The sequence below is a fragment of the Thalassotalea fonticola genome, assembly GCF_032911225.1.
GTDB classification, from domain to species: Bacteria; Pseudomonadota; Gammaproteobacteria; order Enterobacterales; family Alteromonadaceae; genus Thalassotalea_A; species Thalassotalea_A fonticola.
The window spans coordinates 2,178,386-2,203,606 of sequence record NZ_CP136600.1 but is presented as its reverse complement, the minus strand read 5'-3'; the positions used below and the strand labels follow the sequence as shown (position 1 = coordinate 2,203,606).

Below are 25,221 nucleotides of genomic sequence, written 5' to 3'. Positions count from 1 at the left end.
TCCTTTGTAATTTCTGCATAGGCATGTGATAGGGCACTCACAGATAGCAACTTTCTTATTGTAAAAATTTAATTATAGTTTAAGAAAGTTAGCAGGGCCTTTTCACTATAATAGCAATAATTTTTCTGCTATGTTATTTATTAAGAGTTAAATCCTTGAAACTAAATAGAATAATAAAACTAAAAAATAAAAATGCCAACAGCCGCCTTTAACCTGATGAAAGAACAACTTAAGCCATTGCTATTTGTTTTGGTTATTTCCGCTGTTGGATTTATCTTAAACTTATATCCCATTCCGTTATTCGCCAATATCCATTTAATTTTAGGTAATGTTGCCTTTGTTATTGTCGCGATGCGATTTGGGGCCTTATACAGTTTACTATCTGCGGTGATTGTCGCTACTGCATTTGTTATTTCATTTTCTCATCCTTTTGGTTATTTAGTCTTCGGACTTGAAGCACTATTTATCGCGCTACTAAGAAAACGCGGCTGGTATATTATTTATGCGGATTTATGTTACTGGTTACTAATAGGTATGCCTTTAAGCGCAGTAATTTTGAATTCGTTAAGTGACATGCCCGAACAACTCTGGCTATTAACCGTCGTAAAACAAGCGCTCAATGGTTTAGTTTATACCTGTTTAGCAGGGTTGATTGTATATTTTTTTCCAAAAACCTTTGCTCTTAAGTACCGTCAACAACCAAGAGTTTTACGATCATTTAAAGCACAGTTGGTTTATGCAACAACGCTTATTATCACTTTTTCTATCATGGCAATTTCAATTTTTGTAACCCAGAGTGTGATCAAAAGCCAACATCAAATTTTGGAAAAAAGCATTGCCGAACATAAACAATACTTAAAATTATCTGCCGATAGATTTATTGAGGAGCATATTCTTGAAATTGAAAATGCAACGAGTAACTTCACTAAGTTTGAACAAATAATTCCAGTTAGTTTACGTAATGAAATTTCGTATGTTATTACCGGCCAAAATAATAATATTATTTATGCTTCGCAAAATTTGAAATTGGCTCTGTCAAAATCATTTAATTATACCGAAAAGAAAGATTTAACCTTTAAAAATACTGGCTTAGTTAAATTACAACAGCAACAAGTAGATGAAAATCTGGATTACTTTATTACAAAAGATACGTTAAATAATGGTTGGGAGATTTATGTATTACTCGACTCAAGCAAAGTTATTCAAACCGTAGAGCGAGAATATTTATTAATATTTAATCTACTCTTTCTGGCCTTCTTAATTTCAATCAGTTTAGCCCAGCGAGTTGGTCAGCAAATTACCAAACCATTAAATTTCATTATTAAGCAATTAAAAAACTCTAAAGTAGATAATAGCTTTATCTTTAAACCTTTATATGCAAACTCGGCGAAAGAAATTGTAATTCTTTATGATGAGCTGCAACGTAGCAAAACTGAAATTAATAATTACCAAAACAAATTAGAAAAAGAAGTTGAACAACGTACTTGTGAATTACAAATTGCTAATGAAAAGCTGACTCAACTTGCTCAAAAAGATGGCTTAACGCAGTTATACAATCGTCGTTATTTTGATGAGCATTTTGCTTTGTTTCAAAAAATGGCCATGCGCAGTAATAATAATGTAGCCGTAGTGCTCCTTGATATCGATGAATTTAAACTGGTAAATGACCTACATGGTCATTTAGTCGGGGATGAATGTTTGAAAATTATTTCTGCTACTTTGATGAAAGAGTTTTCTCGAAGTACGGATTTAATTTCTCGTTATGGCGGTGAAGAGTTTATCTTATTAGTTAATCAGATTTCTGAGAAAAACCTAGTATATAAACTTGAAAAGCTGCGAAAGATAATTGCTAGCACGATTATTTATAACCAAAAGCATGAAGGGTTTAAATTAACTGCCAGTATAGGGGGGATCATTGCACCAGCTTCTTTTAGCTCTGATGCGAAAGACTGGATAAAAATAGCCGACTTATGTCTGTATAAAGCCAAAAACTCCGGTCGAAACAATGTCAAAATGGAAAACTTCTCTGAATTATTATAAATTCCTCAAGTTATTAGTGACTCAACTTTTATTGTTTTAGACCTAAGTTTGATCTGGCGTATTCCTCTTCAAATTGTTAATTTATGTGGCTCTTAATATAAAATTCAAAACTTGCGTTAATCGCGATTATTTCGGAGTTACAAATGAACATAGATGGTAAACAAGCTGCTGCAGAACTTAGGGCTACATTAGCAAAAGAAGTTGCAATGCTTAAAACTGAAAGAGGCATAACTCCCGGGTTAACTGTTGTATTAGTTGGTGATGATCCGGCAAGCCAAGTTTATGTTCGTAATAAAGTAAAACAAACTCGTGAAGTAGGCATGGTATCAAACGAGATCCGCCTCGATGAAAATACCACTGAAGAAGAATTATTAGCAACTCTTGCAAAGCTCAATAGTGATGACAGTGTACATGGTATTTTAGTGCAATTACCTTTGCCTAAACATATTAATGAAGAAACAATCATTGCAACAATAGCTCCAGAAAAAGATGTTGATGGCTTTCATGCGATGAACTCTGGTCGATTACTAAATGGTGAGCAAGGGGCATTAGTACCTTGTACTCCACAAGGTTGTGTAATTTTGGCCAAGCGTCATTTAGGTGATGATTTATCTGGTAAACATGCAGTAATTATTGGTCGCTCAAATATTGTTGGCAAGCCGGTCAGTATTTTATTTTTACAAGAAAACTGCACTGTAACTATCGCACATTCCCGTACTCAGGATTTGCCTAGTATGTGCAGGCAGGCTGATATTCTAGTTGCTGCAGTTGGTCGACCTGAAATGGTAAAATCTGATTGGGTAAAATCAGGCGCTACTGTGATTGATGTTGGTATTAATCGAATTGAGCGTGATGGAAAAAACAAATTAGTTGGTGATGTTGATTTTAACGAAGTGTCTGCAGTTGCTGGTGGAATTACACCTGTACCAGGGGGAGTGGGTCCCATGACCATTGCCTGTTTATTGAAAAATACTGTCGAAGCAGCCAAAATTTATTCAAAGTAAATAGTTATACCAAGTCCATTAAAGTTTAAATAGCCTTAATATTATTCAAAAATAAAGCCCGTACTTGCAATGCAGTTACGGGCTTTTTCACTTAACAATGAATTAACTTAGGTTATACCAATCTGTATAAGTATGTAGTCTCGCTGAGTGACTCATTCCTTATGAAGAATGGTATTATAAGCTAATCGTTGTATGAACCTTTTCACCTTCAATGTGATCCGGTTCAAACCAGCGAGCAGTTACTGATTTAGTTTGAGTCCAAAATTGAGTTACTTGCTTACCATTAGGTCCTAAGTCACCTAACTTAGACGCACGTGAACCAGTGAACGAGAAAAATGCTACTGGTACAGGAATTGGTACATTGATACCAATTTGACCAACATCAATATCATTTTCATATTTACGTGCAACATAACCAGAAGACGTAAATATTGAAGTACCGTTACCATTCGGGTTAGCATTAATAATTGCGATAGCTTCGTCTAATGTTTCAACTTCTAAAACACATAACGCTGGGCCGAAAATTTCTTGCGTGTAAATGTCCATATCCGTAGTAACGCCAGAGAACATAGTTGGACCAACAAAGTTGCCATTCTCATAACCTGGTACCACAACATTTCGTCCATCAACTAGTAAATTTGCGCCTTGTTCAACACCTGAATCAAGTAACTTGATAATTCTTTGTTTTGCTTGTGGAGAAACTACAGGGCCTAAATCGGCAGCGCGGTTTGTGCCGGCATCAATAACCATAGTTTTAGCACGCTCTGCAATTTCAGGTAACCAGCTACGCGCTTCACCAACTAAAATAGTGACAGGATTTGCCATACAACGTTGACCGGCAGCACCAAAAGCGGAGCCTAACAAGTCGTTAATCGCACGATCTTTGTTTGCATCTGGCATTATAACCATGTGGTTTTTAGCGCCCATCATACATTGAGCACGTTTTCCGTGTTTACTTGCGTGGTTATAAACATGAGTACCAACACCGGTAGAGCCGATAAATGACACTGCTTTAACCGCATCATGTTCAATAATACGGTTAACTACGTCAGGTCCGCCATGTACAACGTTTAGTACGCCAGCAGGAACGCCGGCTTGTAATGCAAGTTCAACCATTAACATGGTTGAAGATGGGTCTTGCTCAGATGGTTTTAATACGAAAGTGTTACCACAAGCAATTGCTGCCGGGAACATAAAAGCAGGTAACATTACCGGGAAGTTAAATGCGGTAATACCAGCACCGACACCTAGAGGCTTGTTTAATGTGTACACATCAACACCTGTAGCAGCATTGTTAGCCATATCACCAAGCTGTAAACGAGTAATTGCACAGGCATTTTCAACGGCTTCTAAGGCACGACCAACTTCACCTTCAGCATCAGGTAATGTTTTACCATGCTCTAGGGTGATTAATTTTGCAATTTCAACCGTGTTAGCTTCAAGCAATTGTTGGTACTTAAGCATAATACGCATACGTTTTGTAATCGACGTTTTGCTCCATGTCTTGAATGCTTGTTCAGCGCTTTCGATAGCAGCATCAACTTCTTCAAGTGTTGCCATTGGAACCTTAGCTACTACTTCTTGAGTTGCCGGGTTTAGTACATCTAGCCACTGCTCAGATTTTGAAATAACTTTTTCACCACCAATAATTAGTGGAATTTGACGAATAGACATTGTCGCTACCTTTTTACCATAATATTATTTGCCCAAAGCAATTATGCTCTGGTCTTAAAGTTGTATCTAGAATAGATGCATCTCTGTATGTTAACAAGGTTATGGGCGCAAGGTGTTGTTGCAAATTTGCAAGACAGTCTGCGTTTACATTGCTATACTCGTTAAAATGAACTGGGATGATATAAAAATATTCTTACAAGTTGCCCGCACCGGGAAACTTGCTTTAGCCGCACGCAATCTGAAAGTTGACTCATCAACCGTCTCCAGGCGTTTACATTATCTGGAAAAATCACTGGAAGTGAGTTTGTTTGAGCGGGGAGCACAAGGGCATTTGTTAACTGTCGAAGGTCAGCAGTTAATGCAAACCGCCAAGCGTATGGAGCAAAATCTACAATCTTCGGTTGCATCTTTGCAAGGCATTAATAAGGGGGATTCTGGCAATGTTCGCCTTGGCACAACTGAGGCCTTTGGTAGTTTTTTTCTAGCAACTAAAATGCGTGAGTTTGCTCGTTTAGCACCGAAAATAAATGTTGATATCCTGACCTTTTCCAGACAGGTGAATTTAACTCGCTATGAAGCCGATATTGCCATCAATGTTGGTAAACCTGATAAAACCTCTATGGTAGTAACTAAGCTCTGTGATTACCGCTTAAAACTCTACGCCAGTAATATTTATTTAAGAAACAATCCTATTACTAAAAAGTCGGATTTGAATCAGCAAAGCTGGATAGCGTACGTTGAGCACCTTGATTTTAGTGATCAGCTCTCGCATGTAAAAGACTTAGCTCCTGATGTTACACCTACATTAAAAAGTTCGAGTGTGATCAGCCAGTACTTAGCTGTAAAAAGTGGCTTAGGTATTGCCGTATTACCGTGTTTTATGGCTGATCTCGACCCTGAATTAAAGCCTCTACTTGATGATGAAATTGATATTGTCCGCCAATTTTATTTAATGGCACAAGCAGACAGAAAACGTATTGCGCGAGTAGAAATGCTGTGGAATTTTATTAAAAAAACGGCAAAGGCAAATCAATTATTATTGATGGGTAATAAGCGAGTTTAAGTTATATGTTCGAATAAAAACAAGCCGGTTATAAAAACCGGCTTGTTAATAACATTGTCAATTAAGCCTTGTTAAGCAATATTAACGACATCTAGGACCGTTGCCTTTACATGGTTCTGGCTCAGGTTCTGGCTCTGGATCCGGTGTTGTACTACAACCATTAGCAGTTAGGTATGCATCAGCAGCTGCAGCTTTGACTATACCATGCCCAAAGTAAACATCTTTACCTGTGGCGCCTGCATCTTCAGCTGTTGCTTTAAGCGCATTACGGATATCTGTGCCCGAACACTCACTATGGTTTGACCATACTAAAGCTGCAAGACCTGATACTGCAGGAGTTGCCATAGAAGTACCACTCATATAACCATAATCACTGGTGCCAATTGATATATCTGCAGAGGTCGCAGCCATTAAAGCAGCTCTGTCTTCGAATGCTGCACCAACAGCAGGGATGGTTGTTGCGTTGGTATCACCCAATGTGCCGTATAGCATTCCAGCTTCGTTATTAATTATGATTGCGCCAACACCACCAGAGTTTTCACAATTTAATACTTTGTCATGGAATGAGATCGCGCCTCGATCGATAACACAAATATTACCGTTTGCGCCAGCGTCAGTTGCTTCTGCAGTTCCCATGTTATAGGTACTACCAACTACCGAACCTGAATTTTCCATCGCTGCAGAAGCAAAATTAGCGCCATCAGCCATAAGGCTTGCACTAGTTGCCATACCAGCAGGGTAAGTGGATAAAGTATCGACACCACCAGCGGTTACTTCAACACAAATGTTTTCGTTATTCGTCGCTTTTTTACCACGGCCAGACGTACAAGAAGGAAATTGTGAGAAATCAGCAATATTATTGTCAGCATCATTAGCACCTATCATCATAACAGACTCATATCCCGCAGGGTACGAGCGCACGTTATTACCATCGTTACCCGCGGCAGCAACTACAAGACCGCCATTAGCGACAAAATCAGCAAATGCATTAGACTCAGTGTTGTTAGAGCGGCCACCACCTAAACTCATTGATATGATGTTTGCACCGGCACTCGCACATAAATTTGCAGCCTGGGCTAAATCTGATGAATAGCCCCAGCCATCAGCATTAAACACTTTGATGATGTGCAAATCGACACCTGGAGCCATGCCAACAACGCCCAGATTATTATCGGCAGCAGCGATAGTTCCCGCAACGTGTGTTCCATGTGGGCCACCATTTTCATCCCAGTTTCCTGTACCACTGTCGTTATCACCGCTAATGTTACCCCAAATAAAATCTGGATTTGAACGGTCTAAACCTGAATCAATGACACAAACTTTCATGCCGGCCTGATTGTTAAACGTTACTTGATCCGCTTGTGACTGATATACAGCATAAGGGGTAAGTTGCTCTGTCATGGCATTACCAGCATCATCACTGTAAACACTGGACGGCATACGGCGTTGATCTTCTTCAACTAACTTAACATGCGGGTTATTTAATAAGCCCTTAACACTGGCCAAGTCTTTTCCTTTAAAAGATGCGGCAATAAAACCATTTGCATCTATATGTAGTTCACCGCCAAGTTTTTTAGCCAGTGCTTTAACCACACCTTTGTTGTTGTTGTCTACTTGGATGATGTATCTATCGTCAGCAGCATGTGCTGTAAAAGCTGTTGCTACAGAAATAGCAATGGCCGAGGTTAAGAAATTAGATAATTTCAATGTGTTACTCCCAATTAATTATAATTTTTATAAATGATATATTCGTGAAATATATCGATTCCGTTTATTGTTAAATTTTTGTAACGAAATTTTTAAACCATTTCAGTGTAGAGCCAAAAAAAATAAATATTAGGGGGTAGGTTAGAATAAAAAGTTATCACTTATAACTTTTTGTAATTGTATGATTTATAGGGTTTTTATTGATTATTCACGCCATTTGAATTGCACTTTTAAACAATTAAGTTTCTATTGTTATGTTTTATATAGGCTTTATTTTTATAGTTGTTTTTTTGTGCAAAGACGCTTAGTCATCCATTGTTAAATAAATATTTAATCTAACTGAATATTTATGATTTTATATTTTTATTTGTTACTAAGGTTTCAGTGAAAAAAAATAATAAAAATAACATTTTTAGAAAAAAAATTAGTGTTTTAAATTGATGGTGAATTATGAAGTTAAAAAAGTTTTCGAAATAATTTTTTACAACTTATAAACCATATATTTTATATGGATTTGTAAATACCTGATCTATCGACTATTTTTAAATTAGCCAAAAATTAATTTGGCAAAAAAATAATAAACACAATCAGGGAGTAATATTATGTCTGTTAAGTTTCGGATAGGAAGCTTAGCGCTAGCTGTATCTATAGCTCTAAGTAATCAAGCAGTTCTCGCTGCTGAAGAAGTTGCTGTACAAGAAGAAGATGTTGAACGAATTACCATAACCGGTTCCCGCCTTAAAAAAGCCGAATTTTCTGATGCGGCGCCCATCCATGTTATTAAAGGCGAAGACGCTTTAAAATCTGGTGTGCGCACGGTAGCTGAGCTATTACAGAATACTTCAATGGTCAATGGTAAACAATTCGACAGTTCATTTAATGCCAATTCGGGTAATTCAAACGCTTCTGAGCCCCCGCCAACTGGTGGTGTTGGTTCTTCAAACATTGGTTTGCGTGGCTTAGGGCCAGAACGTACGTTAATACTAATTAATGGCCGTCGTCTTGGTTCATCTGGTGTTCGTGGTGCACCATCGCAACCGGATTTAAGTTTAATACCGGTTAATATGGTAGACCGGGTAGAGGTCATCACCGAAGGGGCCTCTTCTATTTATGGTGCCGATGCCGTTGCCGGTGTTATTAACGTTATTTTAAAAGAAAGCTTTGATGGTTTTGAAGTCTCAGGCAGTCTTTCTGATACGGCTGATGGGGGGGGGGAAGAAAAAGATATCTCTTTTATCACTGGTTTTGAAGGTGAAAAGGCCAAGTTCGCTTTTTCTGCATCTTATTATGAGCGTGAACGTGTAGCAGTAAAAGATCGTACTAACTGTATTAAAAAAATCTTTAGACATGACGATGGCAAAAAAACCTCAGTCTGTTCGAGTCGTTTCTGGGATAATACCATGTTAGATCTTACTGGTAATATTACCGCAGGTTTAACTGATGATATTGCTATTTTCTATACACCAGGTATGACAGATATTGGTGCTCCAGGGTTTAGTTCAGCTTTCGGACTACCTGTACCAAGCGATCCAAACGTTGAGATCACTAGTGCTAACCAGCGTAATCGACGCATTTTCTCTGATCTACACCATGATGGTGTCGATCGTATGGAAGCCGACTTAATATCACCAATGACCCGATTTTCGGTTGCCGTTAATGGTTCATATTCGCCAGATTTATGGGGCGGAGAAGAAGAAATTTTCTATGAGAGTTATTTTTTCCATCGTCATTTAACCAGTCTCGCTTCAACTGAGCAAATATTTCCGGGTGTTGCGCCAACGATCCCGCAAGAAGACGCCAATGGCAATATCATTGTCGATGGTACTGGTGCGCCGATACTCGTTGATAACCCGTTAAGTCCATTCCCAGAAGAAGTGTCTAACATTTTAACGTTAGAAGATCTAAAACAAGAGCGTGATGTTGAGTTGAACCATTTCCGTTTTGTTACCGGTTTACGTGGTGAGTTTACCAGTGACTGGCTAGAGAAAAACGGTTGGAGTTATGAAATGTTTGTTTCTTACGACCGTGGTGTGGGTAAGCAAGATCAACCAATCATGAATGAGTCTAACTTGGCGTTAACGTTAGGTACTTTACGTTTAGATGTTGATGGTAACCCAATTTGTGGCGTCAGCGCTCCAGCTGGTCTAGGCTTTATTACTGCAAATGAATGTGTGCCGGTTAACTTTTTTGCCGACTCGATTTTTACCGGCGGTGAATACGGTGGTGGTACCTTTGCTACTCAAGCAGAGAAAGATTTTCTTATTGGTACGCGGATGAATAGTACTACCGTTGAGCAATCAATGGCTTCAGCGTTTGCTACTGGTGATTTATTCGAGTTTAATTCGGGTGGCGCGGCTACCGTAGCAATGGGTTTTGAGGTTAGAAAAGACAGGATCCAATCTGAAGGCGATATGCTAGGTTCAACTGGCCTAATTGCTGCAGAAAACCCATTAACAGAAGGGCCAACAGAAGGTTCTCGCACGGTTACCGATGTATTCGCTGAAATTTCAATGCCAATTATTACCAATGAAAATTGGGCAGAATTGTTGGAGGTAGAAGCGGCTGTACGATATACCGACGAGTCTAACTTTGGCAATGAAACTACCTATCGTGGTCGTGTTACCTATATGCCAACAGAAGCGTGGTTGGTTTCTACATCTTACGGTACATCATTTAGAGCACCTAATTTACGTGAACAATTTTTAGCTGATCAATTTGGTGGTGTATCCGGTAGTGCTGATCCATGTGCTGTAACTGAAGACATGCAAACCAATAGTGCCTACGATCCAAGCAAAGAAAATCGCTCTGCGACTATCTTAGCCAATTGTGATGCGCAAGGCGCCGACTGGATGCAAATCGGGTTGAGTGGTGTACCAACCATCCCAACCTCAGCCAGTGGTAATGCGCAGGATCTAAAACCTGAAACTTCAGAAAATATTACCGCGTCAATAAAATGGACACCTGAATTTGATGGTTTTGATCTAAACATTGGTGTGACCTACTGGAGTTTAGAAGTTGAAGACACTATTCGTACAATAGATGCTGCAACAATCCTGAAACGTTGTTTTGATGCAGAAAATATGGACAGTCCTTTCTGTCCAAGAATTGAACGTGTGCAAGGCAGTAAACCTGATGCATTAAACTTCCCAACGCTTGTCGATAATTCGTTCTTAAATATTGGTGAAGAAACGTCTAAAGGTGTTGATGTTAATACGCACTTTGGCACGACGTTTGGTGATGTATTTGGCTCTGCCGTACAGTTTGCCTGGAGTAACCAATATACCTTACAAACAGAACGAGAGTTAACCATCTTTAAAGGTGAAGAGGCTATAGATCTACTTGAAACGTTTGGTACCCCTGAGCATCGTTTAGTGTCTACCTTTAGCTTTACCAGTGGAGCTTGGGATTGGTTAATTACGGCCAATTATATGTCGGGCACGGGAGCTGAAGATTCTGTACGAGAAACAGCCAACTGTGATTTGTTTATAACCAACGAAGAACTTGTCGGCAAACCACAAACAGTACCTGTATGTGATGCCGATAGTGCGGTGTATTTTGATACCTCATTAACCTATAGTGGCGATGATTTTGCTGTGACCTTAGGTATGAATAATGTATTGGATACTGAACCTGAGTTAGTCGATATCTCAGCCGGTTCAAACCGTGGTAACATGGTGACTTCATCAGGTTATGATTTGTTAGGCCGTACATACTTCTTAAATGCAACGTATCGCTTTTAAAGGTTAATATAACAATTTAATTAAAAGCAAACTTGAAAGCCAGTTGTGATAAACAACTGGCTTTTTTTTAATTCAGGGATGAATTAACTTAGAATTGCCATGGATGACATAAATTCTGTAATTCAGCGATAACTTAATTACGAGTTTTGCAAAGCATTAAAACGAAATTCCATATAATCCTGAGTGATCCGTTGCTCTAAAGATACAGCCTGTTCCGTTGGACAAAATAGAATTATGGTGAAATTAAAATTACCTAACTCCGTAGTGGTAATTCGAATGTAGGGATCTTCTCCGGGTAAATCTACGCCAAGGTGTTTTTCAATTACGTTATTATAACGACGACCAACTTCTAAAAAGTCTTGGGTATATTCATTCATTTTGGCAAAAATGTGCTCACGCGCGGCAAAGGCATTGATAGAAGGATCTGTGGTAATTGAAAACGTGTGATACACATAGCGCTTCATAAAGTTCATATTTTTAACTGGTTCAGTTAAAAACTGGCTATTAGGTATGGTTACCGTTTTTCCGGTATAATTGTAGTTGTTATTGGCAAAGTCTATTTCTTGAATCACAGTCGATAAAATATTGTGTTCGATTACTTCGCCATAATTATCCCCTGATCTGATCCAATCTCCTATTACAAAGGCGTTTGATGTTGCCCTTAATATAGAACCACTAAGACATAAAATTAATTCTTTTGAGGCAATAACTATTGCTACTGCGACAGCTGCAATAGATAAAGCGAATTTCTCAAGCTCTATCCACCACAAACTAAGCAACATAACAACAATGATCATTACCGTCATATTCTTGGTGCGAGAAATCCAAGTTCTGTGCCTTTCATTTAAAAAATCATTACCTCTGCGGATCAAATTAACAATTTGATGCGAAATAAACTGCATACCGACAACAACACAAATCGACAGAAAAATTTTGTTGGTAATTAAAATAGAGAATTGTTGGAGAACTTCAGACATAAGATTTGTAAATGATTATTTACTATTAGATGTAACGATTATAGCTTACAAAATATTTTAAAGTGTAATAAATAGTTACTAAAGTAGAGCTAATTTATTGATAAATATATGGTTCGCAGATAGTTATTTATATGAGGTGAATAACTATTAGTCAGTTCGCTAGTACAATTTTAAAGAAAGTCAAAAAAAAACTGTTAATAGATTGTAAAACACGCCTAGGTCATATATAAAAGATCGGTCAGTCAAAATAATAAAACAAAATTGACTAATTAAAATAATATAAAAGATCACTTGGGAGTGAAAAAATGTCTAGGAATTTTCCTGTAAAAACCTTAACGCTAGCTGTAGGTTTAGCGTTAGGTAGTTCAACAGCATTTGCAGCCGAAGAAGGCGAAGCAATAGCTGAAGAGAATATTGAACAAATCGTTGTTGTTGGTTCACGTGCTGCACCACGTTCAGTTGCCGATTCAGCAGTACCTATCGATGTTGTTGGTGGTGATGAGTTAGGTAAGTCTGGCGCTACTGACATGCTAGATATGCTAGCAAGCGCGGTACCTTCATTTGCTGCCCGTGCCCAACCTATCTCAGATGCCGCATCACTTATCCGTCCAGTTAATCTGCGTGGTTTGCCATCAGATTCAACTCTAGTACTTGTTAACGGTAAACGTCGTCATCGTGCATCAGTTATTGCATTCCAAGGTGGTGGTGTAAATGATGGTGCTCAAGGTCCTGATATCTCGGTAATCCCTTCTGTTGCGTTAAAACAAGTAGAAGTACTTCGTGACGGCGCCGCTGCACAATACGGCTCTGATGCTATTGCCGGTGTAATGAACTTTGTTTTAAAAGATGATGCGGATGGTGGTTCTATTTCCGTCAAAACCGGTGAATTTGCTGAAGGCGATGGCGCAGCTACAATTATAGACGGTAACCTTGGTTTACCGTTTACCGATGATGGTTTTGTTAACCTTAGTTTCCAATTGAAAAATGCTGATGCAACAAGCCGCAGTACACAACGTCCAGATGCAGCGGACTTAATTGAAGCCGGTAACGGCGCTGTTGGTAATCCTGCGCAAATTTGGGGTAATCCTGAAATTGAAGACGACATTACTATATTTGCCAATGTTGGCTTAGATTTAGGCGATGATAAAGAATTTTACATGTTTGGTAATTACTCTGAGCGTGATGTAACTGGTGGTTTCTACTACCGTAACCCTCACACTCGCGGTAATGTATATTCAATCGATGAAGGTGAAACATTATTGGTGGGTGATGTTGGGTTAGCTGAAACAGGTGTACCAAGTTGTTCATTCTCAAATGCGACAGCCGCTATGCCACTTGCGCCTTCGAATGTTCCTGCTAATGTAGGAAATGTATTAAATACTCAACCTTATATGGATATGGCAGCAGATCCTAACTGTTTCTCTATGAACCAAATTATGCCTGGTGGTTATACACCAGCGTTTGGTGGTAATATTACTGATACTTCATTAACAATCGGTACTAAAGGCGACATTAAATCTGGCTTCCTAACCGATTGGATGTACGATTTAAGCGGCTCGGTTGGTCGTAATGAATCAAGTTTCAACCTTAGTAATACTCTAAACCCTTCATTAGGCCTAGGTACTCAAACAAGCTTTGAAACGGGTAAATACATTCAATTAGAAAAAACCTTCAATGCTGATTTAGTTCGCGGTATCGATATTGGTTTATACGAAGACTTAAACTTTGCTGCTGGTGTTGAATGGCGTGAAGAGTCTTTTGAAATTGTAGCTGGTGAAGAAGCATCTTGGAAAGCTGGCCCTTATGCTGATCAAGGTTTCAACATTGGTTCTCATGGTTTTAAAGGCTTTGGTCCAGAAACCGCAGGCACAAACGTCCGCCGTAACATCGCTGCTTATGTTGATGTTGAAGCGTATGTTACTGAAAGCTTAATGTTAGGTGCAGCCGTTCGTCACGAAGATTTCAATACTTTCGGTACAACTACGGATTATAAAATTACTGCGCAATTTTCCTTAACGGATGATTTATCATTCCGTGCATCGCACAGTACTGGTTTTAGAGCTCCAACAGTTGGTCAAGCGAACGTGGTTAATACGCAAACATCGATTGTAGATGGTAACCTTATCCAAACATTCTTAGCGCCTGCAACTGATCCTCTGGCTCAATTCTACGGTGCACAAGAGTTAACGCCAGAAGAATCGACCAGTTTTGCTGGTGGTTTGGTTTACCAAAATGGTGACTTCTTCTTAACGGTTGATGCTTACTCAATTGAAGTAACTGATCGTTTAGCACAGTCAAGCCAAATTGATGTATTAGCAGCTGATTATGACGAATTAAGAGCTCTTGGTGTACAAAACCCTGAATTAATTTCAGGTGTTACCTACTTTACCAATGACTTTGATACCACAACATCAGGTATTGATATCGTATCTAACTACTCAATGTCATTATTTGGTGGTGAAACTGGTTTAGCAATGGCGTATAACTTCAACGAAACTGAAGTTGACTCATTCAACCCTGATACTACTTCTGATGGTAAAGTTCGTCGTTTAGAAGAAGGCATGCCAGAGCACCGTGGTACATTTACCGTGTCTCAATCTTGGGATGAGGTAAGTATGTTCTTACGTGCTAATTACTATGGCGAGTACTGGGCTGTGCATGCTGATGATGCAGGCGCCGGTGGTTGGAATGGTGATGCAGATGCTGCCGTTACTTTTGACGCTGAAGTGAGCTACTTCTTAAATGAAAGTATTACTTTAACTGCTGGTGGTAACAACATTCTTGATCAAGAAGCGGAGAAACTTCCTGCTGATTCATACGCTGCGGTAGGTGCTACCCATTACGAAAGTGGTCCATTTGATTACAATGGTGCGTACTACTACGTAAAAGCAACTTACAACTTCTAATCACTTAGTTAGATTTTGAAGCAATAAAAGCCACATCAATTTGATGTGGCTTTTTACTCTCAGGGATGAAAGTATGCAAATTACCATGGACCTTTCCATCACATCCTGTGAACAAGGCATTCATAACGTCCATGTAAATCATGGTATTAAATATTTAGAGTTATTTACTTAGGATTGCTAAGGGCTGCATAATTTATGTTACTTGCTTCAAAATAAAAACTCATTCATTATTTACCACATAATATTTATAACAAGAATTCTTTCAGTTTATGTCAACAATCACTTTAGCTGATCAATATTTTTCCCAAGGTCAGTTTAAAAAAGCAGAGCAAGTTTATAAGCAATTACTTGCCATTAACAAAGCAGATTTAAATGCATTATTTGGTCTTGGCCAGGTTGCTCTTGCGCTAAATAGTTTTCAGCAAGCGTATAATCTATTTGTGCGTTGTTTATCAGTTGACGCTAATCAACCTGCTATCTACCTAGCCCTTGCAACAACATGCAAAAAACTTATGCGTATTGAGAAAGCTGAACAAGCCTTGTTAGCTGCTTATCAACTGAATAAGACTTTGGTAACTACACTGGTTGAGTTAGCTGCATTTTATTGTGAGCAGGGAATGTTTGATAAAAGTGAGTACTATTTAAGCGAGTTACAAAGCCTAGAACCAGATAATATCCAGGCTTTTTCTTTGTTGGTGCGGATGCAAAAAATTAATATTAACGAGAGCCCATATAAAGAGTTAACTGCCCAGATGTTGGAAAGTCTCTCAGCAGACACGCAACAGCTTTCAAATAAAGATAAAGCTAATTTAAGCTACAGTTTTGCTGAGCTTTATCATAGAGCTAAGCAATATGATGTAGCATTTAAATATTTTGATGAAGCAAATAAAACCCAACTGGTTGAAATTAATTTCCGAGTTGAGGAGATGAAGCCTTTTTTCAAAAGTATCACTAATGTATTTGATCATAAGTTGTTAAATAATCACCCTAACGGCATTGGTAATGACTCGTTTAAAGAAAAGTTAACGCCAATATTTATCGTTGGTCAACCAAGATCTGGTTCAACTCTATTAGAACAGTTATTAGTTCAACATAGTGAAATCAGTACTGGCGGCGAATTGTCGTTCATGGCTGAAGATATTGCTAACGGACTTTATCAATTAACAGGCAAAGAATTTCCATTTGCGTGTCAGCAAATTAACGATAAACATAAATCACTGCTTAGAGGGCATTACCTAAAGCAATTACAAACTATTGTCCCTGAAGAAAAATATGTTATTGATAAGATGCCCAGTAACTATCAATCAATAGGGTTGATAAAGCAGCTTATGCCACACGCTAAAATCATACATATTAAGCGTAATAAAGTGGATGTTGGCTGGTCAATATTTCGCAATAACTTTGCCGCGCCAGAGCCATATTTTTGCTCATTAACTGAAATTGCAGAGTACCAAAAACAATACGAAATAATCATGCAACACTGGCAAAACGTAATGCCTGAATTTATTCTCGATATTAACTACGAAGATTTAGTAGAAAATCCTGAGATTGAGATAAGCAAGGTTCTACAGTTTTGCCAACTTGATTTTCAAGCACAATGCTCAACACTTTCAAATAATGCAAATTTAATCAGCACACTGAGTGATGTGCAATTAAGGCAAGGTATTAAAAAAACAGGGAATAGCAGTTGGCAGCATTATAAACAGTATTTAACCCCGATTTTGTCATAAGCAGAGCTATGACAAAATCGGCTAGAGTTGAATAATTAAGTCTATATTTAATGCTTAGCCATGTAGTCCATAGTTAAACCAACTAGCGCCTTAATGCCCGTTGGCATAGCTGCTTCATCTACAAAAAATTCAGGAGTATGATGCGCTGGTGCATCACTTGCTTTTACGTTTAGAGGTTTGCCACCGACCCCTAAAAATAGCCCTGGTACTTGCTCTTGATAAAATGAGAAGTCTTCGGCACCAGTTTGTGCTTTTGCTTGTACAACATTTTCATGGCCTAATAGATCTTGCAGGCCAGGTAGCATTTCACGCATTAATTCTGGTTTGTTATACGTGACCGGATAATTAGCGCCATAAGGTACAATCACTTCAACAGTAGCATTCATACTCGCTGCTATAGTTGTTGCTTTACGAGTAACTGCTTCACGAATTTGATCGCGCATTTCAGGGTTTAACGAGCGCAAGGTACCAATAATCTCTACTTCATTAGGAATAATATTACTGCGCACACCGCCATGAATGCTGCCAACAGTAACAACTCCAGCATCTTCAATTAGCTCAAGTTCGCGCGATACTATGGTTTGCAAGCCCATAATGATTTGCGCAGAAGTAACTATTGGATCGACACTTTTCCATGGGTATGCACCATGTGCTTGTTTGCCTCGCACTAGTATTTTAAACGTGTCTACCGCGGCTAATGTTCCGCCTTCACGGTAATCAATTGTTCCTACAGCCAAATTCGACCATATGTGCAAACCAAAAATCACATCAACATCAGGTGATCTCAGTACCCCTTCTTTAACCATTAATTCTGCGCCACCTTCTTCGCCAACTGGTGCACCTTCTTCAGCCGGTTGAAAAATAAACTTAACCTTTCCAGTTAACTTATCCACATTTGCAGCTAACACTTTAGCCGTACCCAATAACATAGCTATATGAGTATCATGTCCACATGCATGCATAACACCAGTTTCGGCTCCGTTATAGTCAGTTGTCACTTTAGATGCAAAAGGCAGGTTTGATGTTTCGGTAACAGGTAAACCGTCTATATCAGCACGTAAGGCGACCACGGGACCTGACTTACCACTATCTAAAATAGCTACAACACCAGTATGAGCAACACCTGTTTGCACATCTAGCCCTAATTTATTGAGCTCTGTTGCTATAGTTTTAGCAGTGTTGAATTCTCGGTTTGAAAGTTCAGGGTGCTGATGAAAGTGTCTGCGCCACTCGATCACGTCTTTTTCAACGCTATCCACCCAAGTGTCGATTGGGGCGGCAAAGGCAACATTCGCGGTAATTGCTAAAGGTAGTAAAAGTGTTTTTATCATGATCATCACTGTTGTTGTTATAAGTAATTATCAGAGTAGGGTAAATTGTTAGGGTTGAAAAGGTTTTTTAAGGGATAGCAAAAATGTAACTTCAGGATCTAGCAGGAGCTTATAGCTCCCACTCATCTTCATCAAGCAATTCTTTTAAACGTTTTTTTTCAAGTAATTCATCAATGCGTTTGCGAGTAACTGCGTTATCAGCTTTACCTAAGTCTTTATCTGCGTTGGATGAAATATTTTCTTGATATTCATCTTCGCCGATATTGGCTTCGGCATCTTCAATAATTTTACTTCTAGACATTATTGGTTCCTAATTAGTAGAGTTTTTTCGGGTAATTTAATGCAACGTCTTCATCTATTTTGAAAAATAGGCAAAATTATCTCATTCGTCAAACAAAATTTTTATAAAAAAACTCATCTGTTGATAAATTGCTCGAACGCCTGCACTGTAAGTGCTCTGTAAGTTATTGTAGTATTTTACTTTTGTAGATTTTTGCCTATAGACAGTCAAAAAATGAATATGATATAAATAATTGTGAACATCTAAAAGTAAGAACAAAAAATGAACAGACAAAATATTATTATTACCGGAGCAAGTTCAGGTTTAGGGTATACAATGGCAAAACACTTTGCCAAATTAGGTAGGAACTTAATTTTGTGTGCCAGACGTATTGAAAGCCTTGAGCAACTAAAAATTGAATTAGAACAAATTAATTCTGCGATTCAAATTTCTATAGTTGAGCTTGATGTAACTGATCATAAGAAAGTCTTTAAGGTTTTCCAAGCAGCTAAAGAACAATTCAAAGACATTGATCGAGTGATCGTTAATGCAGGAATTGGCAAAGGGGCTTCTCTAGGTACTGGCTATTTTGCCGCAAACAAAGAAACAGCAATGACTAATTTTGTTGCAGCGTTAGCGCAATGTGAAGCCGCATTAGAAATATTTAGAGAGCAGAACTCTGGTCATTTGGTGACTATATCTTCAGTGAGTTCACAAAAAGGTTTTAGAGGCGCTTTTAATGTTTATGCCGCAACAAAAGCTGGATTAGCGTCTCTTACTGAGGGGATACGAATCGATCTTCTTAAAACGCCTATTAAAGTCACCACCATTCACCCTGGGTATATTCGCACTGAAATATCTCATGCTACAAAAAAACAGCCATTTAGTGTTGATGCTGATACCGGTTGTAAAGCGATAGTTAAAGCAATTGAAAAAGAAGTAAACGTAGCATTCGTACCAACTTTTCCTTGGTCGATCATGCGTTATGTATTACCGATACTACCATTATCAATAATGCGTAAGTTTAGCTGAGTTATACCCGTTATCATTCAAGGTGTAGGTTCAAAATAGGTTTTGAGTGTTGAGCTATGTGCTGAATTAGAGTGAAACAGCCAGCACCCTAAGGGGAAGGTACTGACTGTTTAAAGTTTTAATCTGTAAGTTAACAATGAATTAGAAATTAACTGCATATACTTGGGCAATATCGACAATAGAGCTGTCACCAAGACGTTTTTCTAAATGATTCGCTGTTCGATTAGCGCCACTATTTTCAGCAAAACTGATAATGTCTTCACCATTACATACAACTTTTAGGGCAACAGTTTTTTCACTTAAACGATGACTTTTAATAGTTTTACGCATGTGCAATAGATTATCACTTTGTGCCGACTTACAAACACTAATGAGTGCCGATTCCATATAAGGATTCATCGGTGCTGCACTGGTATTAAATGCGGTTAATAAAGTTACTGATGTTAAACCTGCTAATGCTACTGTAGTTAAAGTTTTCATGATGTTGCTCCGACTGATGACTATTTAGTTATTTAATGTTCTGGTTAAAATGTTTATGTTGTTAATTGCTTGCTGCCCTTTAATAGTTGCCTATTTTTCAGTAAAAGTTGTTAATGAAAAATTGCTAGGTGTAACTGGTTTATTCAGTCTTATTTAATTAAAAAGTAAAAAATTATAATGAATTCAGTACTCTTAACTGTATATCTAGCATTTTAGGATATGAATCTTGAAATATTCATTTACATTCATGCATAAATATTCACTAAAATTAAATTTTATTGCACGTTGAGTGGTAGGTTTAATGCGGTGAAATTTTTATTATTTTTAAGTTTTTCTTGCTAATGATTTAATTTAGCTGATAAAGTACTGGATAAATACCCATTAGTTTATGTTTTTCTACTGGGTATAGCATGATAAAATGCTAATCTAGTTAATATTAGCCAACAAATAAAAGGGATCACAATGGCAGTAGAAAGTCGTTTTGTAGTCATTCGCAACGGGGTGGAGGTTGAAACATTTATGGATAAGAAAGCTGCAGATGAGTATGACAAAATGCTCGATATGGCAGATAATCTGTCCGATTTGTTTGATCAATCATCATTAGAACTTGATGAAAAATCTGTAGAAGAAATTAGTATCTTTATCGCTAAACATCGTGAAGATGTGTTGGTAGCGCTGCAAGCTAAAAAGCCAAAACCAAAACCTATTGCGCCTGCAGCCCCAGTTGAAGCTGTTATTGAGAGCCCTTCTGCAAAACCAGCCAAAGCAAAAGCTAAGGCAAAAAGCAGCAAATCCAGTAGCGCAGCAAAAGGGTAGGTTTATTTTTGTCTCTACCTGATTATCAGCTTGTTCGCAGCGGCAAGCGAAAAACTGTGAGTTTACAAGTTAAAGCAGGGAAGGTTAGGGTACTTGCCCCTTTGCAGCTCGATAAACACTATATAGCTGATTTAGTTCAAGAAAAGTCCCAATGGTTACAACTTAAAATAGCACAGCAGCTCACTCATCTAGAAAATCAACAAACGCGAGAGTATCAAGCTGGCGAGTGTTTTTATTATCAAGGCAAACGCTATACTCTGGTACTTACCTCGGCTCACCCCGTTGGCGTTGCAATTGTCGATGAGAATATCATTATAAGTGTAAAAACATTAAACCTAAGTGCTGTACAACTGAGTAAGCAGGTTAAAGCGTCCCTACACAGCTGGTATATTAAGCAAGCGCAACAGATACTAAATCACAGGTTTGAAGTTCAATGTAACCAAACTGAGCTTACCGCTACATCATTAAAGATACGTTATTACAAAAGCCGTTGGGGCAGCTGTGATGCAAAACAGCGAATCAATCTTAATTGGCTGTTAATAATGGCACCTATTGAAGTTATTGATTATGTTATTATTCATGAGCTTTGCCATACAATCCATCTAAACCATTCAACCCGATATTGGCAACTTGTTGCTCAATTTTATCCAAATTTCAAACAAGCGAAAGCTTGGCTTAAGCAGCATCAAAATAACCTTTATTGGCAAAATTAGCTAAAATAGTACAAATATTAGTAAAAATTACGCTATCGTTATAACTTATTCTAAAATATTGATTACTTAGTAATGTTTTATGCACAATTACATTCATATAGCGGTTGACAGTTTTTGTAGGCTGAGGCAGAGTAAGGGCATGAACATATTTATGCGCACAATCATTATTCTAACCACCACCATTCGAATTCGAATGGGGGTCATTGGCTAGCGTGTAAAATAGAAAATTTTCGAAGCCCGTGACCTGCAAAGTTCACGGGCTTATTTGTTTTAAGAGCAATAAAATACCAATTTGTTTTAAATTTTTAAGGAAGTAAGTAAAATGAGAGTACTTAAATTTGGTGGTTCATCATTAGCGAATGCTGATCGTTTCATCGCGGTATGTGACATTATCAAAGATAAAAGCCTACAGTCACCGGTATCTGTAGTGGTTTCGGCACCACAAGGAATTACCAATCACTTGGTTGCTCTTACCGAAAACCTTAATGAAGGTGAAGAATTAGAACAAAGTCTTGCGCATTTACATCAAGCGGTAGAAAATATCTTTGATGGTTTAGCTCAATCTGACGTTAATTTTAATCGTCAACATGCCGAACAAGCCCTACTCAGATGGACACATCAACTGAAACGCTGGCTAGAAGGGGCTGCCATGTTAAGCTATTGCCCTGACCATATCCGCGCTTGTGTAATAAGCCTTGGTGAAAGGCTAAGTGTTGCAATTCTTGAAGCGCTGCTTACTACAGATGAACAAACTCTGACAGTGCTAGAACCAGAGCAATTTTTGAAAACCAATGAATCATCATTAAACGCAGTAGCCGATTTAGTTTTATCCAGACAACTGTTTGTTGAACATTACCCCAATCAGCAACGTATATCATTAATGCCTGGTTTTATTGGTGTGGCACCTTCAGGACAAGTGACAACTCTTGGACGTAATGGTTCGGACTATTCTGCTGCGGTACTTTCCGTTTGCGCTAATGCTGAATGTTGTGAAATTTGGACCGATGTTGATGGTGTTTATAATGCCGATCCTCGTTTAATCAAAGACGCTAAATTACTCGACCACCTTTCTTATCAAGAAGCAATGGAGCTGTCTTATTTTGGTGCAAAAGTACTGCATCCCAAAACAATTGGACCAATAGCGCAATATCATATTCCTTGCTTGATTAAAAACACCACAAACCCGGAAGCTAAGGGAACACTTATTTCTGCTGAAGATAAAGGCGAGAAACAAGTTAAAGCCATTTCAAACCTTGATGAACTCACTATGGTGAATGTGTCTGGTCCTGGTATGAAAGGCATGGTTGGTATGGCGAGTAGAGTTTTTGCTTGTATGAGCCAAGCGAATATTTCACTGGTGATGATCAGCCAATCATCGTCTGAATACTGCATCAGCTTTTGTATTTATTCACAAGATGCTTATCGTGCTCAGCAAAGCTTACAGCAAGAATTTGAATTAGAACTTTTAAATCAGTTGCTTGAGCCGTTAGAGTTGCAATCAAACTTATCGATAGTTTCATTAGTTGGTGATGGTATGCATCAGCAGCGTGGTGTTGCCGGTAAATTATTCAGCTCGTTAGCGCAAGCCCGAGTGAATGTAATTGCCATTGCTCAAGATTCATCAGAACGCAGTATTTCAGTGGTCATTGAACAGCGAAAATGTACTGACGCGCTAAAAGTTTGTCATCAAAACTTTTTCTCTCATCGCCAATCTATTGATGCCTTTATCGTTGGTTGCGGTGTTGTCGGTAGTGAATTGTTGGAGCAAATCGGCAGACAACAAGCGCATTTAAAAGCACAAGGTGTAGATTTAAAAGTTTATGGTATAGCCAATAGCAAAGGTATGGGCTTTAATGCCAATGGGATGAACATGGCAAACTGGCAAGAAGAGATGCAAAGTGATGTTAAACCTTTATCGGTCGATTCAGTTAAGAACTTTGCTCGAAACAATCATCTTATTAACCCTGTGTTAGTCGACTGTACATCGAATGAAGATTTAGCGCTAAAGTATGCAAATTACCTGTCGGAAGGTTTTCATGTTGTTACGCCAAATAAAAAAGCCAATACAGACAGTTGGGCTTACTATTTAAAACTTAGAGAATGTGCAGCAAAAACTAACCGTTTATTCTTATATGAAACTAACGTAGGTGCTGGTTTACCGGTAATCGACACGTTACAAAATTTATTCAAAGCCGGTGACGAATTAGTCCAGTTTGCAGGGGTATTATCAGGCTCGTTGTCTTATATTTTTGGTAAGCTAGATGAAGGTATGTCACTTTCAGAAGCGACTGAAATAGCAAAAAGCAATGGTTTTACCGAACCGGATCCGCGTGATGATTTAAGCGGTATGGATGTTGCCCGTAAGTTACTGATCATGGCTCGCGAAGCTGGTATGCCACTAGAACTGCATAATATTAAAGTTGAATCTGTATTACCTGAAAGTTTTGATGACTCAGGTAGCATAGATGATTTTATGGCACGCTTACCGGAACTTAACCCTGAATTTGCTGAAAAAGTTTCACAAGCAGCAAGCGATGGTAAAGTATTACGCTATGTTGGTTCGATAACTAATGGCGAATGCCAGGTATCAATTGAAGCCGTAGATGCAAGCCACCCATTATATGCTATTAAAGATGGTGAAAATGCATTATCTATTTTAAGTAAATACTATCAGCCAATTCCATTAGTACTTCGCGGATATGGAGCAGGCGCTGCGGTTACTGCTGCCGGAATATTTTCCGATGTACTTAGAACACAGGCTTGGAAGCAGGAGTTATAATGACTGTGAAAGTATTTGCTCCAGCTTCTATCGGTAATGTCAGTGTTGGCTTTGATGTTCTAGGCATGGCTGTAACTCCTGTTGGTGATGAACTCTTAGGTGACGTCGTCGAAATTTCAGCCGCAACAGGCAATGAAAGTACATTAAGTTTATTTGGTGAGTTTGCTAGCAAACTGCCTGGTGATCCAAAAGACAACATTGTTTGGCATTGTTTGCAATTATTTAATAGCGAGTTAAATAATTGCACTAAACCAATACAACAAGTTGATTTGGTTTTAGAGAAAAAAATGCCCGTTGGTAGTGGTCTTGGCTCCAGTGCGTGTTCCGTAGTTGCTGCATTAGTTGCGTTAAATGAATATTACCAAAAGCCATTTAATGACTCTGAATTGTTATTTATGATGGGGAAAATGGAAGCACAGATCAGTGGCAGCCTGCATTATGATAATGTAGCTCCTTGTTTTCTTGGTGGTGTGCAGCTTATGGTTACTGATCCACAAGTTATTACCCGCTCATTGCCTACCTTTGATGACTACTATTGGGTTATGGCTTATCCAGGTATTGAAATGTCTACTAAAGAGGCTAGAGATGCATTACCAAAACAATATTCCAGACAAGATCTGATTTCCTATGGACAAACTTTGGCAACATTTATCGATGCTTGTTATCGAGGCGATGCCAAACAAGCTTTTGCTAATGTTGTCGATGTCGTTGCTGAACCATATCGTCAATTTTTATTGCCGAAATTTATTGAAACAAAACAATACTTATTAGCTAACGGCGCAAGTGCTGCTGGTATTTCTGGTTCTGGGCCTACAGTTTTTGTTGCCTGTAAAAATCAAGAAATAGCAGAGCGACTAAGCAGTTATTTAACAGAGAATTATTTACAATCACCAACAGGTTTTGTGCATATCTGTAAAGCAGATACACAAGGCGCTCGAGTATTATAACT

General features: G+C 38.4%; 17 protein-coding genes. 11 read left to right on the top strand and 6 right to left on the bottom strand.

Annotation, left to right across the window (positions count from 1 at the left end; all coding sequences use genetic code 11):
- The first annotated feature begins 192 nt into the window (after positions 1–192).
- Positions 193–2,040, top strand: coding sequence for a GGDEF domain-containing protein (locus RI844_RS09000; protein WP_348398115.1), 1,848 nt, complete (start codon positions 193–195; stop codon positions 2,038–2,040).
- 143 nt (positions 2,041–2,183) lie between these two features.
- Complete coding sequence (folD, locus tag RI844_RS08995) at positions 2,184–3,044, top strand: bifunctional methylenetetrahydrofolate dehydrogenase/methenyltetrahydrofolate cyclohydrolase FolD (RefSeq protein ID WP_348398114.1); 861 nt, start codon at positions 2,184–2,186, stop codon at positions 3,042–3,044.
- Between the two features lie 174 nt (positions 3,045–3,218).
- Here the strand turns inward: folD and RI844_RS08990 are convergent, their stop codons facing one another.
- A complete protein-coding gene (locus tag RI844_RS08990) occupies positions 3,219–4,718 on the bottom strand; it encodes a CoA-acylating methylmalonate-semialdehyde dehydrogenase (RefSeq protein WP_348398113.1) in 1,500 nt (499 codons plus the stop codon).
- Between the two features lie 166 nt (positions 4,719–4,884).
- Between RI844_RS08990 and RI844_RS08985 the strand changes: the two genes are divergently transcribed.
- Positions 4,885–5,781, top strand: coding sequence for a LysR family transcriptional regulator (locus RI844_RS08985; RefSeq protein ID WP_348398112.1), 897 nt, complete (start codon positions 4,885–4,887; stop codon positions 5,779–5,781).
- A gap of 81 nt (positions 5,782–5,862) precedes the next feature.
- Here the strand turns inward: RI844_RS08985 and RI844_RS08980 are convergent, their stop codons facing one another.
- Positions 5,863–7,488 (bottom strand): S8 family serine peptidase, encoded by a 1,626-nt coding sequence (locus RI844_RS08980; RefSeq protein WP_348398111.1) that lies wholly within the window; start codon positions 7,486–7,488, stop codon positions 5,863–5,865.
- Between the two features lie 602 nt (positions 7,489–8,090).
- On the opposite strand from RI844_RS08980, the gene RI844_RS08975 reads away from it, so the two are divergent.
- On the top strand, positions 8,091–11,228 hold the full coding sequence (locus RI844_RS08975; RefSeq protein WP_348398110.1) for a TonB-dependent receptor domain-containing protein: 3,138 nt from the start codon (positions 8,091–8,093) through the stop codon (positions 11,226–11,228).
- Positions 11,229–11,365: 137 nt separating this feature from the next.
- On the opposite strand, the gene RI844_RS08970 is transcribed toward RI844_RS08975, so the two are convergent.
- Positions 11,366–12,205, bottom strand: a complete 840-nt coding sequence (locus RI844_RS08970) for a mechanosensitive ion channel family protein (RefSeq protein ID WP_348398109.1) — start codon at positions 12,203–12,205, stop codon at positions 11,366–11,368.
- Between the two features lie 305 nt (positions 12,206–12,510).
- Here RI844_RS08970 and RI844_RS08965 point away from each other — a divergent pair, with 305 nt between their 5' ends.
- On the top strand, positions 12,511–15,111 hold the full coding sequence (locus RI844_RS08965; protein WP_348398108.1) for a TonB-dependent receptor plug domain-containing protein: 2,601 nt from the start codon (positions 12,511–12,513) through the stop codon (positions 15,109–15,111).
- Positions 15,112–15,380: 269 nt separating this feature from the next.
- Positions 15,381–16,841, top strand: coding sequence for a tetratricopeptide repeat-containing sulfotransferase family protein (locus RI844_RS08960; protein WP_348398107.1), 1,461 nt, complete (start codon positions 15,381–15,383; stop codon positions 16,839–16,841).
- Positions 16,842–16,888: 47 nt separating this feature from the next.
- Here the strand turns inward: RI844_RS08960 and RI844_RS08955 are convergent, their stop codons facing one another.
- A complete protein-coding gene (locus tag RI844_RS08955) occupies positions 16,889–18,172 on the bottom strand; it encodes an amidohydrolase (protein WP_348398106.1) in 1,284 nt (427 codons plus the stop codon).
- A 109-nt stretch (positions 18,173–18,281) separates the two neighbouring features.
- The gene (locus RI844_RS08950) at positions 18,282–18,473 is read right to left on the bottom strand and encodes a PA3496 family putative envelope integrity protein (protein ID WP_348398105.1); all 192 of its coding nucleotides are present in this window, start codon (positions 18,471–18,473) and stop codon (positions 18,282–18,284) included.
- A gap of 261 nt (positions 18,474–18,734) precedes the next feature.
- Here RI844_RS08950 and RI844_RS08945 point away from each other — a divergent pair, with 261 nt between their 5' ends.
- A complete protein-coding gene (locus tag RI844_RS08945) occupies positions 18,735–19,484 on the top strand; it encodes an SDR family oxidoreductase (protein ID WP_348398104.1) in 750 nt (249 codons plus the stop codon).
- A 141-nt stretch (positions 19,485–19,625) separates the two neighbouring features.
- Here RI844_RS08945 and RI844_RS08940 read toward each other — a convergent pair whose 3' ends face one another.
- The gene (locus RI844_RS08940) at positions 19,626–19,964 is read right to left on the bottom strand and encodes a DUF3718 domain-containing protein (protein ID WP_348398103.1); all 339 of its coding nucleotides are present in this window, start codon (positions 19,962–19,964) and stop codon (positions 19,626–19,628) included.
- A 462-nt stretch (positions 19,965–20,426) separates the two neighbouring features.
- Here RI844_RS08940 and RI844_RS08935 point away from each other — a divergent pair, with 462 nt between their 5' ends.
- The 4 genes from RI844_RS08935 to thrB all read left to right on the top strand — a co-directional run bounded on the left by RI844_RS08935 (position 20,427) and on the right by thrB (position 25,219).
- Positions 20,427–20,780: a YebG family protein gene (locus RI844_RS08935; protein ID WP_348398102.1), complete on the top strand. Its 354-nt coding sequence runs from the start codon at positions 20,427–20,429 to the stop codon at positions 20,778–20,780.
- A gap of 56 nt (positions 20,781–20,836) precedes the next feature.
- Complete coding sequence (locus RI844_RS08930) at positions 20,837–21,493, top strand: M48 family metallopeptidase (RefSeq protein ID WP_348398101.1); 657 nt, start codon at positions 20,837–20,839, stop codon at positions 21,491–21,493.
- Positions 21,494–21,815: 322 nt separating this feature from the next.
- The gene (thrA, locus tag RI844_RS08925) at positions 21,816–24,272 is read left to right on the top strand and encodes a bifunctional aspartate kinase/homoserine dehydrogenase I (protein ID WP_348398100.1); all 2,457 of its coding nucleotides are present in this window, start codon (positions 21,816–21,818) and stop codon (positions 24,270–24,272) included.
- On the top strand, positions 24,272–25,219 hold the full coding sequence (thrB, locus tag RI844_RS08920; protein ID WP_348398099.1) for a homoserine kinase: 948 nt from the start codon (positions 24,272–24,274) through the stop codon (positions 25,217–25,219). The genes thrA and thrB overlap by 1 nt, the downstream gene beginning before the upstream one ends.
- The last annotated feature ends 2 nt before the right edge of the window (positions 25,220–25,221 follow it).

What these genes read in the sequence shown, in the direction of transcription:
- RI844_RS08975 (WP_348398110.1), top strand. Translation starts at nt 8,091, where the DNA reads ATGTCTGTTAAGTTTCGGATAGGAAGCTTAGCGCTAGCTGTATCTATA.
- RI844_RS08970 (WP_348398109.1), bottom strand. Translation starts at nt 12,205, where the DNA reads ATGTCTGAAGTTCTCCAACAATTCTCTATTTTAATTACCAACAAAATT.
- RI844_RS08955 (WP_348398106.1), bottom strand. Translation starts at nt 18,172, where the DNA reads ATGATAAAAACACTTTTACTACCTTTAGCAATTACCGCGAATGTTGCC.
- RI844_RS08935 (WP_348398102.1), top strand. Translation starts at nt 20,427, where the DNA reads ATGGCAGTAGAAAGTCGTTTTGTAGTCATTCGCAACGGGGTGGAGGTT.
- RI844_RS08940 (WP_348398103.1), bottom strand. Translation starts at nt 19,964, where the DNA reads ATGAAAACTTTAACTACAGTAGCATTAGCAGGTTTAACATCAGTAACT.
- RI844_RS08985 (WP_348398112.1), top strand. Translation starts at nt 4,885, where the DNA reads ATGAACTGGGATGATATAAAAATATTCTTACAAGTTGCCCGCACCGGG.
- RI844_RS08945 (WP_348398104.1), top strand. Translation starts at nt 18,735, where the DNA reads ATGAACAGACAAAATATTATTATTACCGGAGCAAGTTCAGGTTTAGGG.
- RI844_RS08965 (WP_348398108.1), top strand. Translation starts at nt 12,511, where the DNA reads ATGTCTAGGAATTTTCCTGTAAAAACCTTAACGCTAGCTGTAGGTTTA.
- RI844_RS08990 (WP_348398113.1), bottom strand. Translation starts at nt 4,718, where the DNA reads ATGTCTATTCGTCAAATTCCACTAATTATTGGTGGTGAAAAAGTTATT.
- RI844_RS08960 (WP_348398107.1), top strand. Translation starts at nt 15,381, where the DNA reads ATGTCAACAATCACTTTAGCTGATCAATATTTTTCCCAAGGTCAGTTT.
- thrA (WP_348398100.1), top strand. Translation starts at nt 21,816, where the DNA reads ATGAGAGTACTTAAATTTGGTGGTTCATCATTAGCGAATGCTGATCGT.
- folD (WP_348398114.1), top strand. Translation starts at nt 2,184, where the DNA reads ATGAACATAGATGGTAAACAAGCTGCTGCAGAACTTAGGGCTACATTA.
- RI844_RS08950 (WP_348398105.1), bottom strand. Translation starts at nt 18,473, where the DNA reads ATGTCTAGAAGTAAAATTATTGAAGATGCCGAAGCCAATATCGGCGAA.
- RI844_RS09000 (WP_348398115.1), top strand. Translation starts at nt 193, where the DNA reads ATGCCAACAGCCGCCTTTAACCTGATGAAAGAACAACTTAAGCCATTG.
- thrB (WP_348398099.1), top strand. Translation starts at nt 24,272, where the DNA reads ATGACTGTGAAAGTATTTGCTCCAGCTTCTATCGGTAATGTCAGTGTT.